This is a genomic window from Rouxiella sp. WC2420, from assembly GCF_041200025.1.
Classification (GTDB): domain Bacteria; phylum Pseudomonadota; class Gammaproteobacteria; order Enterobacterales; family Enterobacteriaceae; genus Rouxiella.
In genome coordinates, this window is sequence record NZ_CP165628.1 from 2,704,523 (window position 1) to 2,727,148 (window position 22,626).

Genomic DNA, 22,626 nt, shown 5'->3' on the forward strand with positions numbered 1-22,626 from the left:
TGGACTCCCGTTATGCAATTACGCATTTTAACTATTTTGACAATTATCGGATTAACCGGTTGTCATGACACCACCACCAAGGAAAAAGCCGTACCGCCGCAGGTCGGTGTCGTCACATTAAAAGCGCAACCCTTTACGTATTCCAGTGACCTGACGGGGCGAACCACGGCAACATTGACCTCAAGCGTGCTGCCACAGGTGGGGGGAATTATCCAGCGCCGCCTGTTCACCGAAGGCGATGATGTTAAAGCAGGTCAGGCGCTGTATCAGATTGATCCTTCGAGCTATAAGGCGACATACGATCAGGCTGCAGCGACGTTGCAAAGTGCTAAAGCGCTGGTGATTGCCGATTGTCAGAAAGCGCGGAGATATTCGATTCTAGTGAAAGAACAAGGTATCTCACAGCAAGACGCGGAAGACGCCACCGCCACCTGCGGTGAAGATAAAGCCAGCGTGGCAGAAAAAGCCGCCGCGCTTGAGTCGGCTAAAATCAACCTCGGCTGGACCCGCGTGACTGCACCTATCTCCGGGCGCATCGGTATCTCGACCGTTACGCCGGGTGCGCTGGTCACCGCCGACCAAACTACCGCCCTCACCACGATTACTGCATTAGACAGCATGTATGTCGACCTTACTCGCTCCAGCGTCGACCTGCTTGAGCTGCGCAAACGCGCGCTGGCGAAAAACAGTAATACGCTCGACGTCACCATGACGCTGGAAGACGGCTCGGTGTATCCCGTTAAGGGCAAACTTGAACTCACCGAAGTCTCGGTGGATGAAGCTACCGGCTCTGTTACTCTGCGCGCCGTGTTTCCCAACCCGCAACACATTCTCTTGCCGGGCATGTTTGTGCATGCCAGCGTCGATGAAGGCGTAATCGAGAATGCTATTTTGGCCCCGCAACAGGCGATTGTTCGCGATCCGAAAGGCAATGCGACAGCCATGGTGGTCGATGCAAATAATAAAGTCGTGGTGCGCAATGTCATCACTGGCAGCACTTCCGGCCAGAATTACCTGATTAACAGCGGCCTGCAATCCGGTGACCGCGTTATTGTCGAAGGCACCAGTAAAGTGAACGCGGGCGAGACGGTTAAACCGGTTGAAACTGACCTTGACACCGCCCCGCCTGCTGCTTCTTCTGCAGATTCAACCAGCACCACTCAAGGAGCGTCTTGATGTTCTCTCGCTTCTTCGTAAGACGCCCGGTCTTTGCCTGGGTTATCGCATTGCTGATAATGATGGCCGGTATCATTGCCATTAAATCCATGGCCGTAGCGCAGTATCCCGAAGTTGCTCCGCCTTCGGTGCGAATCAAGGCTACCTATACTGGAGCCTCGGCCCAGACCATTGAAAACAGCGTTACTCAGGTCATTGAGCAACAGCTAACCGGGCTCGATAACCTGCTGTATTTCACCTCAACCAGCAGCTCGGCCGGTACGGTGCAGATTACCGTCAGCTTCAAACTGGGTACCAATCCCGATACTGCGCAGGTTCAGGTGCAGGACAAGCTTCAGCAGGCTGAGTCTCGACTGCCCACCGAGGTGCAACAGGCGGGTCTGACTGTGACTAAATCGCAGTCTGACTTCCTGATGATCGCCACGCTGTATGACAAAACCAACAAAGCCAGCAGCCGGGATATCGCCGACTGGTTAGTCAGCAACATGCAGGATCCGCTGGCTCGCGTTTCAGGAGTCGGTAGCCTGAATGTGTTTGGTAATCAGTATGCCATGCGTATCTGGCTTAATCCGACCAAACTGGCGGCCTATAATCTGATGCCTTCGGACGTCGAAACGGCGATCACCGCGCAGAACATACAGCTGTCAGCGGGCAGTATTGGCTCGTCTCCGACCTCCTCGACCCAACAGATAACCGCGACTGTACAGGCTGAATCGCGTCTGCAAACGCCGGAAGAATTCCGCAATATTATTGTCAAAAGTGAAGCCGATGGATCGGTGGTGCGAATCGGCGATGTTGCCCGCGTAGAAATGGGCAGTCAGGATTACCTGACCACCTCTCGCCTCAACGGCCATCCGGCGGCGGGTCTGGCGGTCCAGCTGGCGGCCGGCTCCAACGCGCTGGACACAGCCAACGCAGTGAAAGCCACCATTGAAAAGTATCGTAGCAGCATGCCTGCGGGCTATGAAGTTGCCTACCCGAAAGACACTACCGAGTTTATCAAGCTTTCGATTCAGGACGTGGTTGAAACACTGCTGATTGCAATAGTGCTGGTCATTGCGGTGATGTATTTGTTCCTGCAAAACGTCCGCGCGACGCTTATCCCCGCGCTGGCGGTTCCCGTGGTACTGCTGGGCACCTTTGGCGTGCTGTCGGCGCTGGGCTACACCATCAATACCTTGACGCTTTTTGCCATGGTGCTCGCCATCGGCCTGTTAGTCGATGATGCCATAGTGGTAGTCGAAAACGTTGAGCGAATAATGACCGAGGAAGGGCTAAAACCCCGCGCGGCTACCGAAAAATCGATGGGCGAAATTTCCGGCGCATTGGTGGCGATTGCGGTGGTGCTCTCAGCCGTGTTCCTGCCGATGGCCTTCTTCGGCGGCTCTACCGGAGTGATTTATCGCCAGTTTTCAGTGACACTGATTTCTGCGATGGCGCTGTCGGTGGTCGTCGCGCTAACCCTGACCCCGGCCCTTTGCGGCACCATACTTCGCCACAGCAAGCCCCATACCAAAGGATTTTTCGGCGGTTTTAACCGCATTTACTCCCGCACTGAGCATCGCTACAAACACGGCGTGCTGAAAGGCCTGCGCCGCCCTGCGCTAATGATGATTGGCTACGCGCTGCTGGCCGCTGGCATGGGGTTCCTGATGATGCACCTGCCGACCAGTTTCTTGCCTAACGAAGATCAGGGACAGGTCATGGTGCAGTTTACCCTGCCCGCCGGCGCAACGGTGAACCGCACCGATCAGGTTAATACCGAGGTCACTAACTACTTCCTTAAGCAGGAGAAAGCCAATACCGACGTTGTGTTCTCCATAACCGGCTTCAACTTTAACGGTAACGGCGGCAACGTCGGCATGGCCTTTGTGGCACTAAAAAATTGGGATAAACGCCCCGGCGCAGCCAATACTGCGCAGGCTATCGTCGAACGCGCCAACAAAGCGCTGTCGAAAATCACCGATGCCAAAGTCATCGCCATGACTCCGCCTGCGGTGTCGGGGATGGGTCAAAGCAACGGCTTTACCTTCGAGCTGATGTCGGTCGGCGGAACCACCCATGACCAACTGCTGAAATTACGTAATCAATTAATAGTAGAAGCCAACAAAAGCCCCGAGTTACAGTCGGTTCGTGCGGCCGATCTGCCTGAAATGCCACAGCTTAAAGTGGATATCGATAATAACAAGGCCGTGGCGCTGGGTCTGGATCTCAGCGATGTGACCTCAACCCTAAGCGACGCCTGGGGCGGGAAATATGTCGATGACTTTATCGATCGAGGTCGTGTCAAAGAGGTTTATATTCAAGGCGATAGCCAATTTCGTTCGCAGCCGAGCGACTTAAATCAGTGGTTTGTCCGTGGCACCAACAGCAGTGGCGACAGCGTAATGACTCCGTTCTCGGCCTTTGCAACCACCCATTGGATTTATGGTCCACAGTCTCTGGCACGCTATAACGGGGTGACGTCATTTGAGATTGACGGTGAAAACACTGACGGCTACAGCTCGGGCGCAGCGATGGACAAGATGGCAGAGCTTGCCGCCAAACTGCCGCCGGGTTCCACTTTCGGCTGGAGTGGTCTCTCCCTGCAAGAGCAGCTAGCCAGCGGCCAAACCGGCACACTGTATGCGATTTCGATTCTGGTGGTATTCCTTTGTCTGGCAGCGCTGTATGAGAGTTGGTCAGTACCGTTCTCGGTGATTATGGTTATCCCGCTGGGCGTGCTGGGTGCTTCTATCGCGGCTTCGCTGCGCGGGTTAAATAACGACATTTACTTCCAGGTGGCGCTGTTGACCACTATCGGGCTGTCGTCGAAAAACGCCATTCTGATCGTTGAGTTTGCCGAAGCTGCGGTCAAGAACGGCATGACCTTGTCTGCCGCAGCCATTTCAGCCGCCAAGACTCGCCTACGCCCGATTCTCATGACTTCAATTGCGTTTATTGCCGGGGTTATGCCACTGGCATTGGCCACCGGCGCGGGTGCGAACAGCCGTATCGCCATTGGTACCGGCATTATCGGCGGGACAGTCACAGCCACTCTGTTGGCTATCTTCTTTGTGCCACTTTTCTTTGTGCTGGTGAAACATTTCTTCACTCGCCGTAATGTGAATGAGGAATAAACGATGCTGCAACATAAAAACTTATGTCGCCTGAGTATCATCGCCCTGTCAATGATGTTGGCAGGCTGTATCTCACTGGACCCGCATTACCAGCGACCAACTGCACCAGTACCCAAAACCTGGCCGGACCAGGGGAAAAATGCCGCGGCTGACGCGGTGTTAACTGACTGGCAGCATGTGCTGGCCGACAAACGATTAAACAAAGTGGTCGAGCGGGCACTGGTCAGCAACCGCGATTTGCAGGAATCGATTGCCGATATCGAAGCGGCTCGCGCGCTGTACGGCGAAGAACGCTCGTCGCTGTTTCCAACTGTCGATGCTGACTTGAATCAGTCCCGAAGCCGCAGCTCTTCTGGTGAGGTAAGCGGCTCTTCTGAGGCGGAAGGCTCGGTCAGCAGCTTTGAAATCGACCTGTTTGGCCGTAACCGTAGTTTGGCTCGCGCGGCCAGGGAAACCTGGTTGGCAAGTGAGGCGACGGCGCAAAACACCCGAATTACTCTGGTTTCAGAAACCACGACGGCATGGATAACTCTGGCAGCCGATAAAAGTAACTTGTTACTCGGTCAGCAAACCATGGCCAGCGCCGCCGATACCTTACGTATCAACCAGCTTCAGTTGAAGGAAGGCACGGCGGCGGCGGGCGACGTCAGCTCGGCGATGACGACTTATCAGCAGGCGCGCGCCAGCGTGGCCAGCTATCAGACACTGGTCGCGCAGGACACTAACGCGCTTAATCTGTTGGTCGGTGAAACCGTACCGCAAAGCCTGCTGCCGGGCACGATTGAAAGCCTGTCGCCACAGGCAATCGCCATCGTTCCGGCCGGCGTTTCCTCTGATGTTTTACTTCGTCGCCCTGATGTTATCGAAGCAGAACATAACCTTAAGAGTGAAAATGCCGATATCGGCGCCGCTCGCGCCAATTTCTTCCCGACGATTTCGCTGACCGCCAGCGCCGGGGTGGGTAGCAGCTCCCTGTCGAATTTGTTTAGCCACGGCAGCAATATCTGGTCCTTCGCGCCAAGTATTACTCTGCCATTATTTACCGGCGGCAGTAATCTGGCCCAGTTGCACTACGCGCAGGCAGAGAAAAAAGGCCTGATTGCAGCCTATGAGAAAGCGATTCAAAGCGCCTTCGAGGACGTGGCCAACGCGTTGGCGCGCCGAAATACGCTGGATGAACAAATGGATGCACAGGTGCAGGCTGTCGCCGCAGCTCAGCGTAGTTTCAATCTCGCTAATCGCAGCTATCAGGTGGGAACCGGTGATTACCTGACTGTACTCACGGATCAACGCACGCTGTGGTCTACCCAGCTGGATCTGGTTGCCCTGCAACAAATCGATTTTGAAAACCGTATAACACTGTGGGAATCATTGGGCGGCGGGTTGAAATAACTTTTCCGTTTAATTCGGCACAAAAGCCGTCCACAAACAGTCCCTTCCCCACAGGCGGGGGAAGGGATAAAATTCACAATTTCAATGGGTTGATGTAAGGTCTAGTGGCATAAGATCAGGCATAAACCGCAGATTTATCAGTCTATTAGCTCTCAATCCACAAAGTTTGTGGATTGGTGAATTCCCGAATCCCGAAGTGTGACAACTCGCGGCCAAAACCACTTTTCTTCACGCCACCAATCGGTACCCGCGGGTCCGAGAAGCTGGGTGAATTGATGAACATTCCTCCGGTATACACCTGTTTTGCCAGCACTTTTGCAGTTTCGACATCACGGCTCCACAGGCTGCCACCCAGACCAAACTCAGAGTCGTTAGCCATGCGTATTGCTTCAGCGGCGTCTTTGGCCGTAATCAACGAGGCTACCGGACCAAACAATTCTTGAGTAAAGCTGGTCATGCCAGGTTTGACATCACCCAACACCGTTGGCGCGTAGTAATTACCGGCACCGGCAATCGCCTCTCCCCCCCACAGCAGCGTTGCCCCTTCTGCCAAAGTGGCTTTAACCTGACCATCCAGCTCGTCACGCAGGTCGTAACGCGCCATCGGGCCGAGATAGGTCGATTCGTCTTGTGGATCGCCAATTTTCAAGGTCTTGACGGCCGCCAGGAATTTCTCGGTAAACTCGCCGATTACCGACTCTTCAACAATGATACGTTTTGCCGAAATACAAATTTGACCGTTATTCATAAAGCGACCGGCAATGGCGCCCTTGACCGCCGCCTCGATATCCGCGTCGGCCAGTACGATAAACGCATCGGAACCGCCCAGCTCCATCACACATTTTTTCAGTGCGGCACCTGCCATCGCGGCAATCGCCGATCCAGCGCGGACGCTACCGGTCAAGGTAATGGCAGCAATTCGCGAGTCTTTGATGCTGTCGGCCACGGAGTCATTATCGGCGTTGTAAACCTCAAATAAGCCTGCTGGCGAACCTGCCTGAGTGACAACGTCACGCAATAGGTAGGCGCTGCCCATCACGTTTGGCGCAGGTTTCAGCAGATAGCTGTTACCCGCCAAAATGATGGGCACTGCACCACGCAAAACTTGCCAAATCGGGAAGTTCCACGGCATTACCGACAGCACCGGGCCCAATGGCAAATAGTTTACCCAGGCTTTATCGTTTTCAACCAGTGTCGGCTCAGGGACCAGCATCGCCGGGCCGTTTTCGCCATACCATTCACACAGTTTGGCGCTTTTCTCGACTTCGGCCAAACCCTGAGTTACCGGTTTGCCCATCTCCAACGCCATCATTTCGGCTAGTGCCGGCGCATTTTTACGCAGACCGTTGGCAATGCGCTGCAAAAGCGCAACGCGTTCGACCATGGCACTGTCTTTCCAGGCGTTGAAAGCCTCGTGCGTGCTCTGCAAGGCAGAATCGACCTCGGCCGCCGTCGCAAAAGGATATTGTTTGAATACTTCGCCGTTAGTCGGGTTGCGAGAAAATGCGCCGCTTAGCCCGGCGGTTGAATGAGTTTTCGTCATTGAATGGGTCATTTAAGCCACCTGTATGTTTAGGATTAATGCTATCTGGGGTTAATCCTAAACTTGTGTAAGATTTTTTAAAAATGAATAATAATGAACATTATCGTCTCATTTTGAGAAGGTTTTTGGAGGATGTATGGATCTGACTCAACTTGAAGTTTTCACCACTGTGGCTGAAGAAGGCAGTGTTACCGCCGCCGCCGAAAAACTGCATCGCGTACCTTCTAATATTTCCACCCGTATCAAGCAGTTGGAAGAAGAGTTGGGCACGCTACTGTTTCATCGCGAGAAGCTGCGCCTGCATATTTCCGACCCAGGGAAGACCTTTCTCGGCTACGCAAAACGCATTCTGGCGTTGGCAGAAGAGGCCAAACAGAGTGTTTCCGGGCAGAAACCCAGCGGAATTTTCACTCTGGGTGCGATTGAAAGCTGTGCCGCAGTGCATATTCCTCCCGTGTTGGCGCGCTATCACCAGGCCTATCCCGACGTTGAACTGGACCTTTCCACCGGCCCGTCTGGCGATATGATCGACGGCATGCTGTCCGGCCAATTTAGCGCCGCTTTTGTCGATGGTCCGCCAAAGCATCCGGAAATCGAAGGCGTTCCTGCGTTTAACGAGGAGATGGTACTCATTTCGGCACTCAATCATCCCAATGTCACCCGAGCGCGCGATATTTCTGGCTCAACAATCTATGCCTTCCGCGCCAACTGCTCCTATCGGCGTTTATTTGAAAACTGGTTCGCTCAGGACGACGCGGTTCCGGGAAAGATCTACGAAATGGAGTCCTATCACGGCATTGTTGCCTGCGTTACAGCCGGTGCAGGTCTGGCGCTGGTGCCTGCCAGCATGCTTGAAACCATGCCCGGCAAAAACGGCGTCAAGGTTTACCCGCTGGGCGATGAAATGGGCAAAATTAAAATCTGGCTAATGTGGCGCAAAGGAACTGTCTCGGCCAATCAAAAAGCCATGACCGCTCTGCTAGAGGCGATGCGCGCCTGACAGATACATCTACAAACAACTGGTAACGTCTGGTTGCTTGAACACGGCCCCCACTCAATATAAGTTATGTTATAACATATCAATTAAAAACAATTGACCGATATGTACAATGATAACTTTATTATTAAGGGGTTAGGATGAAAGGTAAGTTAAGCGTTTTAGCGGCGATGGCCATGATGTCGATTTACACAGGTGAAGCTTTTGCAGCACCCGTTCTGCATGCCATCGGTGTGGAAAACCAGTATGCCGATGTGATTGCCCAGATTGGCGGTAAATATGTCGCTGTAACAGCTATTGAAACAGACCCCAATACCGATCCGCACACCTTTGAAGCCAGCCCTAAAATCGCCGCAGAAATTGCTCGCGCCGATTTGGTGGTCAAAAATGGCCTTGGTTATGATGCCTGGACCGACAAATTTCTCGCCGCAGCACCCAACGCATCGCGTAAAGTGATCGACGTACAGCAACTGCTGCAACTGCCTGATAACACGCCTAATCCACACCTGTGGTACAAGCCTGATGTGATGCCCGTGGTCGCTAAAAAGATTGCCGCCGACCTAAGCGCGGCCCTTCCCGCCGAGAAAGACTATTTCGAAGCCAATGCCAAAAAGTTTGACCAATCGCTGGCACCGTGGCGCGCCGCGTTGGCAAAACTGAAAAGCCAATACCCAGACAGTGAAGTTGCGGTTACCGAACCGGTCGGCGATTATCTGCTGCAGGCGGCAGGCCTGAAGATTGCTACGCCATTTAATCTCGAAGCTGCCATCATGAACGGCACCGATCCGGCTCCGCAGGATGTTACCGCGCAAAATGCCCTGTTCGCCGACGGTCAGCTCAAAGTGTTTATCTATAACCAGCAGGTCACTGATCCGCTGACCGCTTCTTTCCTCAATCAGGCCAAAGACCATCAGATTCCAATTGTCGGGGTTTATGAAACCATGCCAACGCCGGGCTATCACTATCAAAGCTGGATGCTGGCGGAAACCAACGCGCTGATTAAGGCTTTGCAGGCTAAAACCTCCACCGAAAGCCTGATGGTAAAACAGTAAGATGGGCTTCGAAGACGGCGGCGTATTGACCGCAAAAAATCTCAGCGTGCGCTTTTCAGGCAAAACGGTGCTGGACCAGGTGAGCTTTAGCCTTCGAGCCGGTGAGTTTTGCGGTTTGATTGGTTCAAACGGCTCGGGAAAAACCACTCTGCTTCGCTCGTTGCTTGGTTTTCAGCCGCTGGAAAACGGGCAAGTAATGATTGATGGCAAAGCCGGTAAAGCTGGGCTTGGCTCAGTGGGTTATGTTCCGCAAAAAATAATGCTCGACGCTGAAATCCCTTTGCGCGCCAGAGATTTGGTTGCATTGGGATTAACCGGTAAACGTCTGGGATTAGGCTCGTTTTCGCGCAACACAAAGCAACAGGTTGATAGCATGCTGCGCGAGGTCGGTGCCGAGTCTTTTGCCGACATGCGCATTGGCAATCTCTCTGGCGGCCAACAACAGCGCGTACTGATCGCTCATGCCTTGATCCGCCGTCCTCGTCTCTTATTGCTCGATGAACCCTTGGCTAATCTCGATATTCGCAGCGTCTCTGAAATAGTGGCGCTTTTGCGCCACCTTTCTCGCGTGCATCAGGTTACTGTCCTGCTGTCAGCGCATGATATGAATCCGCTGCTGTCTTCGATGGATAGCATTGTTTATCTGGCTAACGGTCATGCAGCCAGTGGTAACACCGATGAAGTGGTACGCAGCGAGGTATTAAGCAAACTTTATGGCCATCCGATTGAAGTGTTACGCGTGATGGATCGCGTACTGGTTATTGCGGGTAATGCACAAAGCAACCCCTGCGCCCTTAATTTAGCCCCCGATAGTCTGATAAAAGTCTGATTTTTTCATGAAAACCCTGATGAATTTGTTAGTAGAACCTGGTTTTTTCACCAGTGCGCCCGTGCAAACCGCGCTCATTGTTGGCGGCGGAACCGCTATCGTCTCAGGCGTGGTGGGCGTTTTCACGGTGATCCGCGGTCAGTCTTTTGCCGGCCATGCATTGGCGGACGTCAGTAGCGCAGGCGGCGCACTGTCTTTTCTGCTCGGCATCAATCCGCTGATCGGGCTGTTAGGCATGGCCTTGGTGGCGGCAATCGGTATGGAAATGATCGACATCCGCCGAGCTCGCGAACGCGATTTAATGACGGGAATTGTCTTGGGCGCGGGATTAGGGCTGTCTGCCCTGCTGCTGTATTTTGACGTGACAACCCACAGCACTACCGGCGCGGCCATCACTGTAATGTTTGGCTCAATGTTTGCCATTCCGCCGGCAATAATCCCTTTGGCTCTGAGTCTGGGCGGCGGCGCGCTGCTGGCGATTTTTGTCATTTATCGCCCTTTGTTACTCAGTTCTCTGGATAAGGAACTGGCCGAGGTCATGGGGATTAACACTCGGCGGCTGGCAATGTTTTACCTGATGCTGTTATCGCTGGCGGTGACGTTGGCGGCGATGACGGTGGGCGCGGTTTTATCGACCGCCTTGCTGATAGGTCCGGCAGCTACGGCGTTACGACTCACCAAAAGGCCGCTAAGTGCCATGCTGGCGGCAGTAATTATTGGCCTCGTCGCCACTTGGGGCGGCATCCTGCTGGCATATAACAGCTATTACTGGACGCCGGGCCATGGTTGGCCAGTCAGTTTTTTCATCGTTGCACTGATTTTTGTCGCCTACCTTGCAGCGACGCATCTTATTCGTATCAAAGGGCGCTGAAATGTTTTCCAGTTTTATGATCAACACCTGGATAGTGGTGACGCTGGTTGCCGTAGTCGCCGGGCTGGTAGGTTTTTTTATCGTACTGCGCGGCGCTTCCTTTGCCGCTCACGCCCTGCCGCTAGGCACTTTTCCGGGTGCCGCGCTGGCTGGCTTGCTGGGTATCAACAGTTTTATTGGCCTAATAGTCTTTGCCGGTGTCGGTGTGGCGGGCATTAATCAGCTGGCTAAAAATGGCCGTCACGAGGTCGCAACGGCACTGACATTGGTGATGCTGTTAAGTTTGGGAACGGTGTTTCTCAGCATCGGCAGCCAGTATTCTCAACAGGTTTATGCGCTGCTGTTTGGCGAGGTATTGGGTGTCAGCCGCGCAGAACTGCTGCCGGTTGCGGCAATCAGCATTCTGGCAACAGGATTGACCGTGCGTCTGTTTTATCCACTGATCCTCAGCTCGGTTTCTGCAGAATTAGCCGACGTACAGGGAATTTCGGCTAAAAAAATGGAGCTGTGGTTCCTGGCAATTCTGGCGTTGGCCACTGCAATGGCACTGCCGGTTGTTGGCGCTTTGCTGGTTTTCAGCCTGATGGTAGGGCCCGCAGCGGTAGCGCGGACGCTGATTTCTCGTCCGGTCCCGGCGGTGCTGCTGTCAGTCGCCATCGCCCTGTTTACTGTCTGGCTGGCCATTGCTCTTTCCTATGAGACCAACTGGCCGGTAGGATTTTTCGTCGGCGGCTTTGGTGCCTTGTTTTACGCCTTAGCCAAGGGTTGGCAGGCGTTCAGGCGCGGCGGGAAATAGCCTATAGTCGTCATTTCGACGCCCTTCCTGCCTTCAGAAAGAGCGTCGATCCATGATTACTGGACTTCTTCGTGGAATGCGGCGGTACGTTTTTTCCAGTAAGCCGAGGTGCGGAGCGCGTTGGCATCATGGCCCTTTTCCTCAACAAAGATATTGCGCAATGCCTTGATAATTGAAGCCTCGGCAGCACACCATACAAAACCTTCACCGGCGGCAAGCTGATGCTGACTGGCCCAGTCGGTCAGCTGCTGTGCATTTTCTACCCAGATAATTTCTGCCTCGGCCTGAGTCGGGAACTCGCGGCGATCGCCAGCATCCTGAGCCAGAGCCACCACCGTGACACGAGCACCGGCAGGCAACTCTTCCAGACGGCGCGAAATAGCCGGAAACGCGGTTTCATCCCCCAACATCAACTGCCACTGATAGTCCATCGGGATCACCCGCGAGCCACGTGGCCCGGCAATGTAGGCTTTGTCACCAGCTTTAACATTCTCTGCCCACTCATTGACAGGCCCTTCCCCGTGCATCGCAAATTCAATCACCAGCTCTTGCTTGGCGTTATCGTAAAAGCGTGGCGTGTAATCGCGCATTACTGGTTGATCAGCTTGAGGATTAACAATGAATTTTATATGGTCATCGAATGAAGCGCTGATAAAATCCGCCAGCGACTCACTCTTGAAAGTAATACGCTTAAAACCTGGGCTAATTTGTTCCACGTTTACCACGTCGAGCGTGCGTCGTTTTATCTCGTGCATGACTAGCTGCACGCGGCTGGTAGAGGTGTTGTCGGTCATGGTAAGGTGTTCCACTTGGTTGATAATATCAACAATCTAAATGAGAATAGGAGACATTGTCAACTAATGAGTCATTCGCATAACGACGATGTGCTTTGGGTAATGCATATGATTATGCATCGCTATCGTGCAAAACAGTTCGAATTGCTGCGCGATGGTAATTACGACATCACCCAAATGGAAGCCAAAGTGATGAGCTATGTTGGGCGTCATCCCGGCGCGCCTCAGGGTGACTTACAGCGTTTTATGGAACGCGATAAGGCCCAGTTGACTCGATTGATCAAAGGCTTAAGAGATAAAGGCCTGCTGACTAGTTGTATGGACACTAAAGACCGTCGCAGTTTGCGCCTGACATTGACTGAAGCCGGATTAGAGATTCGAAAAATCATGCAGCAGCAGGGGCAAGAACTTAATCAGTTAGGAATTAGTAGTTTAAGCGAAGAAGAGCATCAGCAGTTATTGAGCCTGGTGCATCGTGTTTACGATAACTTCAAGCAGGAATAATCCCTATCCGTTGTGAAGATTGCAGGCATAAAAAAACCTATGACTCAAAAGTCATAGGCTCCACAAAGTGGGATTAAAATCACATTCGACAAGACCGGGGGAGATCTCAACTTTACTGCTCTTACTTCAGGAGAAAATCATCATACTGTTGTGAATCCCTTCACAGCGAACCGTTAGCACAGTTCATTCCAATAGCTGCGACGTAGTAATCGCTGATATTGACTATTTCTGGCGATACCAGGAAGGGTCAATATTTCCGAGTTCAATGCCATATAACGATCCTGTTACAAGAAGCGATTCAACCAAGCGTGAACTGTCTGCTGTAGACTGAGAAAAGAAAGTAGCAGAACATCGACGTTTAATTCCTTGCCATAAAGATTTGGCAGATAAATATTGGGTCATTGTTCACTCCTTATCAGATTATCGTTTGGGGCAATCCCCGTTCAGTGAAATCAGTTAACCAAGAAAAATGGGCCAAGAGAAATATTCCTTTTAACTTTGCTTATCAGGAAAATTGCATTTGCGACTTTTTAAACAGTATGCGAACTTAGCTTGGCACGCCGTATTAACACAACACACTGATTTTAAAAGCATATAATTAACACATGCCTTTAGCCATAATAATTCACATTGTGAATAATAATGTCCAACTAATAAAGGCATTCTAATAAAAATACGTCTCTACTCATTAAGGAGTAATAAATGCTCAATAGTATTAACTCGTCTCTGGCTGCGCAAAACGCAATGGCCGAGATAATCCCCCAGCGCCCTATTCCTTCAATAGTCGACCAAATAGGTATTCTTAACAACCCACGGATTTTGTTAAGTAATTACGTTAAAACCCTTGAACTGGCCATGGCTAAATATGGTGAACATCAGACTTTTACAACCTTAAGCTGCTTGAAGGAAATAAAAAAGGCGCAGACAGTGGAACGCTGTAATACCAGGCGCAACAGGCTGGCTAGAGTTAATAATCAATTAAATGGAGATTTAAGAACTTTTAGAAATACCGCACTTAAAGAAACCCCACAGTTTATCGACCATCTCGGCTATGGGGACCTCAACATGGCGGGAATTCAGCTTGAGCAAGATGATATTATCTGCCGGGGAAATATAGATGCCCTTGATGCTCTTGCGTCATCCTATCCCCCTGTATTTCATGCAACTAAAAAGCAAATGGTAGCGAACTGCAAGAAGTTACACCACGTCAACCAGCGACGGGTAAGGCTTATCAACACCACGGGTTAATAGCATTGATCGTCTCATCTTGCGCCTAATAATATTCATCAGAGTACAAGTCAGAAACTCGCGAGAAATAGTGAAAGGAAACAGGATTAAACCGTATCTTTATGATCTGCTTACGGCGATTAATCATAGCAATGTCAAAAATTTCGTCTTGCCCGTCGAGATAAAAATAGCCCTTTGCGATTATTTATCGTCAAGGGCTATCCAGACAGTTTTTCCTGGGAGAGAAAAATTCATATCAGAATAATTTAGGAAACTATTATCTAAATTTACCTATTAATAGAAAGATTAATTAATTTCTCAATTTCAGGAAAATAGAATATCCGCATAATATCGTTTAGCGACATCGGGATGCGACCGCAGCCTGCCTTTAAGGTAATTCCAGCCCACATCGCGCAATAGTGGGTTTTGTGGACTGCTCTCTGGCCCATTTGCCTGAGAAGCCAACTCCGCAGGTAGCTGAAACACAGGAATAACTGCATCCAGTCGCGCCCCAAGGAAGAAGGCCAAAGACAGCCGTTCGTTGCCGGTTGAAGGCGCTAAAACCCGGTGCACCGTGGCACGCAAATAGCCGTTAGTCGCTAACTCCAGCAATTCGCCGATATTCACCACAAAGGCACCTTCAATAGGCAAAACATCCACCCAGCGGTCTTTTTCGACTTCGACCTGCAATCCCTTCTGCTTGTCTTGCAGCAGAAATGTCAGAAACCCAGAATCCTTATGAGCGCCAACGCCTTGATTGCTCTCATTATCTCCCCGCCCAGGATAGCGTATCAGTTTGATATGCTCATTAGGCTTATCACCATACAATGAGTCAAAAGAGTCAACTGGCAGAGAAAGTGCTTCGGCGAAAGCACGCAAAATCTGCAGCGACATGACTGTCATCGTTTTTTGCCACTCCAGCAGCAACGGCTTCAGCTCAGGCAGGGCTTCAGGCCACTGGTTAGGCCCCTGTAAACGAGACCAGGCGGGTGAATCAGCAGTTTGTTGCAGCGGCGCGCGCTCGGCACCAAGGTCAAACTGTTCGCGCCAGTCTGGCTGCCCGCGCGTCAACTCAGATGCGGCGCGATTGTAGCCGCGAAAATGCCTGGAATTTACCATGGCAACGCGATCCTTCTCGTGCTGGGGCAAGGCGAAGAAGTCACGGGAGATGTTTTGCACCTGAGACAACAGATTCAGATCTACCCCGTGATTAGTCAGGTAAAAGAAACCAATATCACGTGCAGCCACCCGCAGCGCCTTGAGGAACTCACGGCGTTGTTCAGGAGCTCCGTTAAGTTTTGACAGGTCAATAACAGGAATAGCAGAAGTTTTGGAATGAGACATAGCTGGCTCCCTGATTAATGTCACCCCACTTTAGCACTCGTGAACAGACGCCTTATGGATTTAAATGGCATTAGTTATGCGTCAATGTTCTGCCTGCACGACAGCCAATTGAACGGCCCTAACCTCTCACGAACATAAATGGCGCGCTAACTTTAAGATAAACTCATGATTTCATCACTTTTGATTGATACCCCTATTAGGGTAATTCAGAAGTTACTCAGAATTTTATCAGTAGCTATTTTTATAATTGTTCTAATTTTTATCAACAGCAGGTGATTGCATGAACCGTCGTAATTTTATTATCGGAGCCAGCGCGGCTTTTCTTGCCGGATGCGTAGATGCAAAAACACGCAGACAAGAGCCAACCGCAGCAACAGAAAAGTTGCTACTTTGGCCTTCAACCCCGCCGGGTGGCGGTGGTCCCTCCGGTGAGATGGAAATAGGCAAACGTGGTGCTGTCAGCAACATCAGCGTGCCACATCTCACTGTTTATAGACCCAAAAATCCCAATGGCTCAGCAATGTTGATTGCTGCAGGCGGAGGCTATAAACGTATTGAAATGGAAACCGAAGCACATCCCGCTGCCCGCTGGCTTGGCGAAAGGGGTATTACCGCATTCGTTCTTACTTATCGCTTACCCGCAGAAGGCTGGAATGCAGGCGCCATGGCTCCTTTACAGGATGCCCAACGGGCGTTGCGACTCATTCGCGCCAATGCAGACAAATATCGAGTTGATAAAAACAAGGTCGGCGTTCTGGGCTTTTCGGCAGGAGGACATTTACTCGGCATGGCGTCAGTGCGCTCCGATTTTAACTCCTATCGCGCTATCGATAATATAGACAATCACAGCGCCCGCCCCGACATTAGCGCACTTATCTATCCGATAATCACGCTAGAGGCCCCTTACTCAGACACCTCAACGGCACATATTTTAGTCGGAAGACATACGGATGAGAAACAGGCGGCGCAGTGGTCAGTACAAAACTTTGTAACTTCACAAACACCGCCGATGTTTTTAGCGCAGGCCAAAGACGATCCGATTTCCAATCCAATGAATACGGTAATCATGCAGCAGGCCTGCGATAGAATGCATGTGTCCTGTGAACTGCATCAGCTCGCCAGCGGCGGTCACGGTTTCGGCATGGGCAAACCAGGAACGCCTACCGAAATTTGGCCACATTTCTACCGCAGCTGGCTACAGCGTCTGGGCGAATTGAGTTAACTCGCTACTGCGGCTTGATTTCTGATTGTCGAGGCTGGGAAATAAAGATGCTCAATCCAGCCAGCAAAGCGAGCACTCCGCCGAGAATAAACGCGGCGGATGTGCCTTGGGTATCGGCCAATAATCCACCAAAAAAAGCACCGCAGGCGAGAGCTATCTGGAACACGCATACCATCAACGCTGAACCGCTTTCAAACATTGCAGGCGCTGCCTGATAGATCCAGATATTCAGACACACCGGCAATGCTCCGAAAGCCAATCCCCATAGAATGACCAGAATGCTGGCTGCCATTATGCTGTTACTCAGCTGAGAGGCGATTAACACTGAGCAAGCCAACAGCAGGATATTGCCCAGAAAAGCTTTTTTGACGCCGAATTCGCGCACGGTGACTTCAGTCAGGAAAGTACCGATAAGACCGGCCACGCCGTAGCCCATCAGCAACAGAGAAAGATCTGACGCCGATAAACGCACTTGAAAACGTAACCAAGGTTCAAGATAGGTGTAGGCGGAAAACTGTGCAGCGGCCATAAAAATACCAATGATCAGGCCACGGCGGACGCCTTTAATTTTCGCTACGGTTAAAAGCGAACCTAAGCCAAGTGAATTCTTCGCAGGTAAAGATGGTAAGGCAGCCCATTGGTAGATGAAAACGGCCACCGCTAACACGGTGTTGATTGTAAACGCCATACGCCAGCCAAAAAGCTCACCAATGAAGGCTCCGGCAGGCACCCCCGCCACTGTTCCCACTGCAACCCCGGCACTTATCAATGAGATAGCCCGCGAGCTTTGCGCTTCAGAAACCAGGCGTCGCCCGGCAGGGATTGCAAATGCCCAGAACCCTCCGACGCCAATGCCCAAGATCAGGCGACCCAGTAACAATGCCGGAAAAGTTTGTGCAAACATAGCGATAGCATTAGAAAGGATGATGGCCGAGGACAACAGCAGCAGCAATGTACGGCGGTTTAGCTTACGTGAAAAAAGCATTAACAAAGGAGCTGCCAACGCAGCGACCAGACCCGGCAGCATAATCGCCCAACCTGCCTGGCCCTCAGACACGTTGAGGGCGTGGGCTATCGGCGAAAGCAGGCCGATTGGTAAAAACTCGGTATTTACCAAGGCAAAGGTGCCGCAGGCCAGAGACATCACGGCCAGCCAGCGCCTCAGCGAAGACGTTTGTATTTCCGAGCCCAGAGTTGCACATTCAGTCATTATTATAATCCCACAGGTGTTTTTGTGGCTATAGAACGTGATGCAGATCACTACGTCAAGAGCGGTCCGCACAAACAGTATAGAAACACAATATAACCCACTGAAACGATTGGAATATTATTAACAGCCTTTTCCTGCTGCCAGACAAACTTGTCGCCGTGGTTAAATGTCGGGAATGTCGATGGCAATTAGTATGTTGTAACTAAAACTTCAATCACAGCCTGATTTGCAGCTTCCTTGCTACAAATTGGAACATTACGGACGCTGCTCAAGCCAGCCGATGATTTCATGACACAGCGCTGCGGGCTGCTCGAGGGGGATCATATGCCCGCAATCTGCAATGATGCGCATTTCTGCCCCGGCGATATTTTCCTGCAACTCGTTTGATTCCTGCAGGCTCCGCATCCGGTCGTCTTGCGCTGCGATTACCAAAGTGGGGCATTTAATTTGCCCTAACGCGGCAGTATCGCTGTCGCGATCAAGACGAGACTGACGGACGAAAACGCCGTAGCCCAAACGCTGCCCCATGCTCTTAAGCCTTTGTAACAGCAACGGATCGTGACTACGCTCGGCGTGAAGGGAGTATCCTAACGACTGATTACTGAGGCCATTATAGGATTGCTCGGTAACGGCATCTGCCGCGCTGGCCTTGCTGCGCTGCTGCTGTGGCGAGTCGGCTCGACTGGAGGTGGCAACTAAAATCAATGCAGTAATTCGTTCCGGTATGCGCTGAACAATTTTGCGTGCGATATAACCGCCCATTGAGAAACCCAGCAATACAAACTCTGGCGGACACTGTTCAATGATGCGATCGGCCATCTGATCCATGCTCTCGCCCTGATTGAGCTGAGCCATTGTCAACCTCGCCCCGCTCTGCTGCAAAGGTGCAACAATATCGTCCCACAGCCGGTCGTCGGTCATATAACCGGGGATAAGCACCAGATTACCTATAGCCATCTTGCAATATTTTCCTTGAGGCTTGATTACAAAACTGACGCCAGGGTGAACAATAAATAGCGCCAGTTTCTTATTATGAAGCGAGGCTTTCCGTTAAGGAGAATCCGCGAATGGTCATTTCCGGGCTGTTTACGCAATCAGAAAGATATCGCGCTGGCGGTTTGCCCTGCGCTTTACGAAACATGGTGACAAAACTGCTGGCACTTTCATAGCCTAAATCGAAAGCAACGGTTTGAACACTGTGGCCTTCCGACAACTTTTGCAACGCGAGGATCACGTGCAGCTGTTTCCGCCAGCGATGGACACTGACTCCGACCTGACTGACGAAAGTCCGGCTCAGGCTGCGTTCGCTCATGCCAATACGCCCCGCCCATTCCGCCAGGGTTGATTTATCTGATGGGTGTAGCAACATACCGTCGGTCACCTGGCGCAGTCGATTATCTCTTGGCAGTGGTAGATACAAATTTTCGACTTGCGCCACCGCCAGTTGGTCAAGCAACACATTGATCATCTTGCCTTCTGGCCCTTGCTCGTCATACAACAGCGGGAAATGCGCGGCGTGCAGCAGCAGCTCCCGCAGTAATGGGCTAACGGACAAAGTGCAACAAGTGGTGGGTAAAGCTAAATTAGCATCAGGTTCAACAAACAGGCTGTAGCACTGATTAACACCGGTTCCGCGCGCCGAGTGCATCAATCCGCTGGGGATCCACACCGCGCACTGCGGTGGAACAACCCAAACCCCCTGCTCTAGCTCGCAGCTAATGATGCCTTCTAGCGTATAAATCAGCTGTGATTTACGATGGCGATGCATCGCCATTTCCCATGCCCCATTGGCTCTCGCGGCCCCGACGGCAATCACAGGTCTATCGATTTCATCAATAGATACGCGGTTACAATCGCCAGGATGACACTGAATTATTGGCATCGATTATCAAGACTCCGTAAGGTTTTGGCTGCTTTGATAAATAATATGGCCGAATTGCGCATTGTAGTCCAGCGTGAGGAGTGGCTAAATGGCATCCTTAACGGGAGAATTTAAATATGTATCACGAAAGTATTGTCAGTGAACTGTTGGATTGGATTGAACACAACCTGGATCAATCCTTAACATTAGATACCATTGCCGCGAAATCGGGCTACTCCAAATGGCACTTGCAACGCCTGTTTAAAAGCTTCACCGGTCAAACTCTTGGCACTTATACCCGCCAGCGCCGTTTGACTATGGCAGCAACTGAATTACGGATGACACAAAATTCAGTTCTGCGCATTGCTGACAAATATCAGTTCGACTCTCAGCAAACCTTTACCCGCACGTTCAAAAAACAGTTTAAAACTACGCCTGCGGTGTATCGTCGGTTAGAGCAGTGGCCGAGTTTAGGTTTATGCCCAAAAATCGAGCTGGATGAAACTCACGCCGAAATTACAGCGGCATTAGGCGTTACCGAGAAAATCAGTAAGTCGGCCGAGGTAACCAAAGCTGAAGCATCAAAGGTCACTGTTTCAAAAGTAGGAGTGATGGCTGGAGAGGAAATGGAAGTCAAGGCGACGGTTTCGGGCGAAAGCGAATTGGAATGGATGGGTATTAAAACTGCGCCGAGCTACAATTGCCAAAAAACTGCCTGGCAAAATTGGAAACCATGCTGTGACGGCGCTGTCTCTAAAACCTGTTAATTGCTGGCCGGGAGAAATTGTCTCTCCCAGCCGGATTTAGCATCATTTAATCTTGTTAATCAACGATCCTAGCAACTGGGTTCTGTCCCGCTCAACTGTTGTCTCATGCATACACTTGGCGAACGGCTCCGTTCCCATTGCATAACCATATTGTTTGCAGCGCTGTTGATCTTGCTCAACCTGCATGTTTTGCATACCGCAGCCCGACAAAAGCGTTACCGCACCCAAAGCAGCCGAAATCAAAGTCATTTTAAGGTTCATATTTTCCCGCTATTCATTAAAGTTGTTAGGAAAAACGAACGCGAAATATCAGAGGGTTAACTGGAGATTATTCCGCTTTATTTGCCTTCGTTTTAATGCGGTTAAGATATAGCTGCATCGGGGGGGAAGATATCTGACAAGTACGGATTAAGGTTTTGGCTTTACATTCTACTGCATGCGCTTCACTTACTGGGCGAGCGGCCCATACCGCCTCAAGGGTGGCATTTATTCTTTTTAATCCTCAAAAAACTATTTTAAATCAGAAGATTTAAGTCAGCATCTTGTGCTGCGCACGGCATTTAATGCTGCGCATGGCTTGGGTGCTGCGCATGGCCTTTAGCTTAACTTCAACTTCAACTTCAAATTCATGCGCTTCGCTTACTGGGCTGCGGCCCAGACCGCCTTAAGGGTGGCCCTTGGGCCGCCACCCTTAAGAATCCCGGGCCCCTTTTCTTGTGACCAGATTGGTGCAAAAAAAAGAGATCTTTACAGGAGCCTCGGTGCATGGCGTTGGCCACGACCCTGCGGGCTGCCTTCACTCAGTCGGGAGCCAAAAGCGTCTCCCTTTCCTTCGCTCAGCGTAGGCCTGAGGCCGCCAATAGCAGCTAAAAAGAAAAACCGGCAACTCTACGGCGGTCAACGCTACGCTTAATGCTGCGCATGGCTTAACTTCAAATTCAAATTCAACTTCATGCGCTGCGCTTACTGGGTGGCGACCCAGACCGCCTCAAGGGTGGCCCTTGGGCCGCCACCCTTAAGAATCCCGGGCCCCTTTTCTTGTGACCAGATTGGTGCAAAAAAAGTAGATCGTTTCAGCAGCCTCGGTGCGTGGCGTTGGCCACGGCTCTGCGGGCTGCCTTCACTCAGTCGGGAGCCAAAAGCGTCTCCCTTTCCTTCGCTCAGCGTAGGCCTGAGGCCGCCAATAGTAACTAAAAAGAAAAACCGGCAACTCTACGGCGGTCAAAAGCCGTTTCCTCAGGCAAAATCTTTTTTAAAATAAAATTAAAGTGAAAGTGTCGATGATCTGATTGGCGGCCTCGGGGCGGCGCTGAGCGAGGGAGAAAGACGTTTTTGGCTTTCGAACGAACGAGGGGACCGCGCAGCGGCGCGACCAACGCCACACTCGGTGGCAACTGAAACGAACTCATCGTCTGGTGCCGTACAAATAAGCGACACCAAAGGGGCGCGGAGATGCAAGAGGGCTCGCCCTGGAGACCTCTTGCCCGGTTCCGGCACTGCCGGTTAAATGACCATTGAAATTAATGAACCGGAAAAACTCCTCGGTGATCATTGACCTTAAAAAGCCCGTGCGCAGCACCTAAAGCCCGTGTGCAGCACCTAAAGCCCATGCGCAGCACCTGTAGCGCTGAGATGCAAGAGGGCTCGCCCTGGAGACCTCTTGCCCGGTTCCGGCGCTGCCGGTTAATTGACCATTGAAATTAATGAACCGGAAAAACGGCTCAGAGTTTTTCGGCCTTAGAAGTTAACCGCGACCAACGGCACACTTGATGCTGCGCGCGGCCTTTAGCTTAACTTCAAATTCAACTTCATGCGCTTCGCTTACTGGGCTGCGGCCCAGACCGCCTTAAGGGTGGCCCTTGGGCCGCCACCCTTAAGAATCCCGGGCCCCTTTTCTCGCGACCAGATTGGTGCAAAAAAAA

General features: G+C 51.5%; 20 protein-coding genes. 12 read left to right on the forward strand and 8 right to left on the reverse strand.

Features of this window, described 5'->3' with window-relative positions:
* Positions 1-12: 12 nt before the first annotated feature.
* From AB3G37_RS12300 to AB3G37_RS12310, 3 genes are read left to right on the forward strand one after another with little or no spacing between them, the layout of a single operon-like run.
* Positions 13-1,176, forward strand: coding sequence for an efflux RND transporter periplasmic adaptor subunit (locus tag AB3G37_RS12300; RefSeq protein ID WP_369787927.1), 1,164 nt, complete (start codon positions 13-15; stop codon positions 1,174-1,176).
* Positions 1,176-4,295 (forward strand): efflux RND transporter permease subunit, encoded by a 3,120-nt coding sequence (locus AB3G37_RS12305; protein WP_369787928.1) that lies wholly within the window; start codon positions 1,176-1,178, stop codon positions 4,293-4,295. Before AB3G37_RS12300 ends, AB3G37_RS12305 begins: the two co-directional genes overlap by 1 nt.
* A gap of 3 nt (positions 4,296-4,298) precedes the next feature.
* The gene (locus tag AB3G37_RS12310) at positions 4,299-5,687 is read left to right on the forward strand and encodes an efflux transporter outer membrane subunit (protein WP_369787929.1); all 1,389 of its coding nucleotides are present in this window, start codon (positions 4,299-4,301) and stop codon (positions 5,685-5,687) included.
* Positions 5,688-5,832: 145 nt separating this feature from the next.
* On the opposite strand, the gene AB3G37_RS12315 is transcribed toward AB3G37_RS12310, so the two are convergent.
* Positions 5,833-7,242 carry an NAD-dependent succinate-semialdehyde dehydrogenase gene (locus AB3G37_RS12315; RefSeq protein WP_369787930.1) on the reverse strand — a complete coding sequence of 470 codons (1,410 nt, stop codon included), beginning with the start codon at positions 7,240-7,242 and terminating at the stop codon, positions 5,833-5,835.
* A 124-nt stretch (positions 7,243-7,366) separates the two neighbouring features.
* Here AB3G37_RS12315 and AB3G37_RS12320 point away from each other — a divergent pair, with 124 nt between their 5' ends.
* From AB3G37_RS12320 to AB3G37_RS12340, 5 genes are all read left to right on the forward strand, one after another.
* A complete protein-coding gene (locus AB3G37_RS12320) occupies positions 7,367-8,230 on the forward strand; it encodes a LysR substrate-binding domain-containing protein (protein ID WP_369787931.1) in 864 nt (287 codons plus the stop codon).
* Positions 8,231-8,367: 137 nt separating this feature from the next.
* Complete coding sequence (locus tag AB3G37_RS12325; RefSeq protein ID WP_369787932.1) at positions 8,368-9,279, forward strand: metal ABC transporter solute-binding protein, Zn/Mn family; 912 nt, start codon at positions 8,368-8,370, stop codon at positions 9,277-9,279.
* A gap of 1 nt (position 9,280) precedes the next feature.
* Positions 9,281-10,108 (forward strand): metal ABC transporter ATP-binding protein, encoded by an 828-nt coding sequence (locus AB3G37_RS12330; RefSeq protein WP_369787933.1) that lies wholly within the window; start codon positions 9,281-9,283, stop codon positions 10,106-10,108.
* A 19-nt stretch (positions 10,109-10,127) separates the two neighbouring features.
* Positions 10,128-10,979 carry a metal ABC transporter permease gene (locus AB3G37_RS12335; RefSeq protein ID WP_369787934.1) on the forward strand — a complete coding sequence of 284 codons (852 nt, stop codon included), beginning with the start codon at positions 10,128-10,130 and terminating at the stop codon, positions 10,977-10,979.
* Between the two features lies 1 nt (position 10,980).
* Positions 10,981-11,775, forward strand: coding sequence for a metal ABC transporter permease (locus AB3G37_RS12340; RefSeq protein WP_369787935.1), 795 nt, complete (start codon positions 10,981-10,983; stop codon positions 11,773-11,775).
* A gap of 56 nt (positions 11,776-11,831) precedes the next feature.
* Here the strand turns inward: AB3G37_RS12340 and AB3G37_RS12345 are convergent, their stop codons facing one another.
* Entirely contained in the window at positions 11,832-12,569 is a 738-nt protein-coding gene (locus AB3G37_RS12345) for a siderophore-interacting protein (protein WP_369787936.1), read from the reverse strand.
* A 66-nt stretch (positions 12,570-12,635) separates the two neighbouring features.
* Here AB3G37_RS12345 and AB3G37_RS12350 point away from each other — a divergent pair, with 66 nt between their 5' ends.
* The gene (locus AB3G37_RS12350) at positions 12,636-13,073 is read left to right on the forward strand and encodes a MarR family winged helix-turn-helix transcriptional regulator (protein ID WP_369787937.1); all 438 of its coding nucleotides are present in this window, start codon (positions 12,636-12,638) and stop codon (positions 13,071-13,073) included.
* 222 nt (positions 13,074-13,295) lie between these two features.
* Here AB3G37_RS12350 and AB3G37_RS12355 read toward each other — a convergent pair whose 3' ends face one another.
* Positions 13,296-13,475: a hypothetical protein gene (locus AB3G37_RS12355; RefSeq protein WP_369787938.1), complete on the reverse strand. Its 180-nt coding sequence runs from the start codon at positions 13,473-13,475 to the stop codon at positions 13,296-13,298.
* A 300-nt stretch (positions 13,476-13,775) separates the two neighbouring features.
* Between AB3G37_RS12355 and AB3G37_RS12360 the strand changes: the two genes are divergently transcribed.
* Positions 13,776-14,321, forward strand: a complete 546-nt coding sequence (locus AB3G37_RS12360; protein ID WP_369787939.1) for a hypothetical protein — start codon at positions 13,776-13,778, stop codon at positions 14,319-14,321.
* 303 nt (positions 14,322-14,624) lie between these two features.
* Here the strand turns inward: AB3G37_RS12360 and AB3G37_RS12365 are convergent, their stop codons facing one another.
* A complete protein-coding gene (locus AB3G37_RS12365) occupies positions 14,625-15,644 on the reverse strand; it encodes an isopenicillin N synthase family dioxygenase (protein ID WP_369787940.1) in 1,020 nt (339 codons plus the stop codon).
* Positions 15,645-15,924: 280 nt separating this feature from the next.
* Here AB3G37_RS12365 and AB3G37_RS12370 point away from each other — a divergent pair, with 280 nt between their 5' ends.
* Positions 15,925-16,866, forward strand: coding sequence for an alpha/beta hydrolase (locus AB3G37_RS12370; RefSeq protein ID WP_369787941.1), 942 nt, complete (start codon positions 15,925-15,927; stop codon positions 16,864-16,866).
* Between the two features lie 4 nt (positions 16,867-16,870).
* On the opposite strand, the gene AB3G37_RS12375 is transcribed toward AB3G37_RS12370, so the two are convergent.
* From AB3G37_RS12375 to AB3G37_RS12385, 3 genes are all read right to left on the reverse strand, one after another.
* On the reverse strand, positions 16,871-18,076 hold the full coding sequence (locus AB3G37_RS12375; protein ID WP_369787942.1) for an MFS transporter: 1,206 nt from the start codon (positions 18,074-18,076) through the stop codon (positions 16,871-16,873).
* Between the two features lie 255 nt (positions 18,077-18,331).
* Positions 18,332-19,033: an alpha/beta fold hydrolase gene (locus AB3G37_RS12380; protein ID WP_369787943.1), complete on the reverse strand. Its 702-nt coding sequence runs from the start codon at positions 19,031-19,033 to the stop codon at positions 18,332-18,334.
* A gap of 73 nt (positions 19,034-19,106) precedes the next feature.
* The gene (locus tag AB3G37_RS12385) at positions 19,107-19,958 is read right to left on the reverse strand and encodes a helix-turn-helix domain-containing protein (RefSeq protein WP_369787944.1); all 852 of its coding nucleotides are present in this window, start codon (positions 19,956-19,958) and stop codon (positions 19,107-19,109) included.
* A gap of 116 nt (positions 19,959-20,074) precedes the next feature.
* Here AB3G37_RS12385 and AB3G37_RS12390 point away from each other — a divergent pair, with 116 nt between their 5' ends.
* On the forward strand, positions 20,075-20,704 hold the full coding sequence (locus AB3G37_RS12390; protein ID WP_369787945.1) for a helix-turn-helix domain-containing protein: 630 nt from the start codon (positions 20,075-20,077) through the stop codon (positions 20,702-20,704).
* Positions 20,705-20,746: 42 nt separating this feature from the next.
* Here the strand turns inward: AB3G37_RS12390 and AB3G37_RS12395 are convergent, their stop codons facing one another.
* Positions 20,747-20,965, reverse strand: a complete 219-nt coding sequence (locus tag AB3G37_RS12395; RefSeq protein ID WP_009636088.1) for a hypothetical protein — start codon at positions 20,963-20,965, stop codon at positions 20,747-20,749.
* Positions 20,966-22,626: the final 1,661 nt, after the last annotated feature.

What these genes read in the sequence shown, in the direction of transcription:
- AB3G37_RS12350 (WP_369787937.1), top strand. Translation starts at nt 12,636, where the DNA reads ATGAGTCATTCGCATAACGACGATGTGCTTTGGGTAATGCATATGATT.
- AB3G37_RS12335 (WP_369787934.1), top strand. Translation starts at nt 10,128, where the DNA reads ATGAATTTGTTAGTAGAACCTGGTTTTTTCACCAGTGCGCCCGTGCAA.
- AB3G37_RS12355 (WP_369787938.1), bottom strand. Translation starts at nt 13,475, where the DNA reads ATGACCCAATATTTATCTGCCAAATCTTTATGGCAAGGAATTAAACGT.
- AB3G37_RS12360 (WP_369787939.1), top strand. Translation starts at nt 13,776, where the DNA reads ATGCTCAATAGTATTAACTCGTCTCTGGCTGCGCAAAACGCAATGGCC.
- AB3G37_RS12320 (WP_369787931.1), top strand. Translation starts at nt 7,367, where the DNA reads ATGGATCTGACTCAACTTGAAGTTTTCACCACTGTGGCTGAAGAAGGC.
- AB3G37_RS12305 (WP_369787928.1), top strand. Translation starts at nt 1,176, where the DNA reads ATGTTCTCTCGCTTCTTCGTAAGACGCCCGGTCTTTGCCTGGGTTATC.
- AB3G37_RS12315 (WP_369787930.1), bottom strand. Translation starts at nt 7,242, where the DNA reads ATGACCCATTCAATGACGAAAACTCATTCAACCGCCGGGCTAAGCGGC.
- AB3G37_RS12370 (WP_369787941.1), top strand. Translation starts at nt 15,925, where the DNA reads ATGAACCGTCGTAATTTTATTATCGGAGCCAGCGCGGCTTTTCTTGCC.
- AB3G37_RS12380 (WP_369787943.1), bottom strand. Translation starts at nt 19,033, where the DNA reads ATGGCTATAGGTAATCTGGTGCTTATCCCCGGTTATATGACCGACGAC.
- AB3G37_RS12395 (WP_009636088.1), bottom strand. Translation starts at nt 20,965, where the DNA reads ATGAACCTTAAAATGACTTTGATTTCGGCTGCTTTGGGTGCGGTAACG.
- AB3G37_RS12390 (WP_369787945.1), top strand. Translation starts at nt 20,075, where the DNA reads ATGTATCACGAAAGTATTGTCAGTGAACTGTTGGATTGGATTGAACAC.
- AB3G37_RS12325 (WP_369787932.1), top strand. Translation starts at nt 8,368, where the DNA reads ATGAAAGGTAAGTTAAGCGTTTTAGCGGCGATGGCCATGATGTCGATT.
- AB3G37_RS12375 (WP_369787942.1), bottom strand. Translation starts at nt 18,076, where the DNA reads ATGACTGAATGTGCAACTCTGGGCTCGGAAATACAAACGTCTTCGCTG.
- AB3G37_RS12340 (WP_369787935.1), top strand. Translation starts at nt 10,981, where the DNA reads ATGTTTTCCAGTTTTATGATCAACACCTGGATAGTGGTGACGCTGGTT.
- AB3G37_RS12365 (WP_369787940.1), bottom strand. Translation starts at nt 15,644, where the DNA reads ATGTCTCATTCCAAAACTTCTGCTATTCCTGTTATTGACCTGTCAAAA.
- AB3G37_RS12385 (WP_369787944.1), bottom strand. Translation starts at nt 19,958, where the DNA reads ATGCCAATAATTCAGTGTCATCCTGGCGATTGTAACCGCGTATCTATT.
- AB3G37_RS12330 (WP_369787933.1), top strand. Translation starts at nt 9,281, where the DNA reads ATGGGCTTCGAAGACGGCGGCGTATTGACCGCAAAAAATCTCAGCGTG.
- AB3G37_RS12345 (WP_369787936.1), bottom strand. Translation starts at nt 12,569, where the DNA reads ATGACCGACAACACCTCTACCAGCCGCGTGCAGCTAGTCATGCACGAG.
- AB3G37_RS12310 (WP_369787929.1), top strand. Translation starts at nt 4,299, where the DNA reads ATGCTGCAACATAAAAACTTATGTCGCCTGAGTATCATCGCCCTGTCA.
- AB3G37_RS12300 (WP_369787927.1), top strand. Translation starts at nt 13, where the DNA reads ATGCAATTACGCATTTTAACTATTTTGACAATTATCGGATTAACCGGT.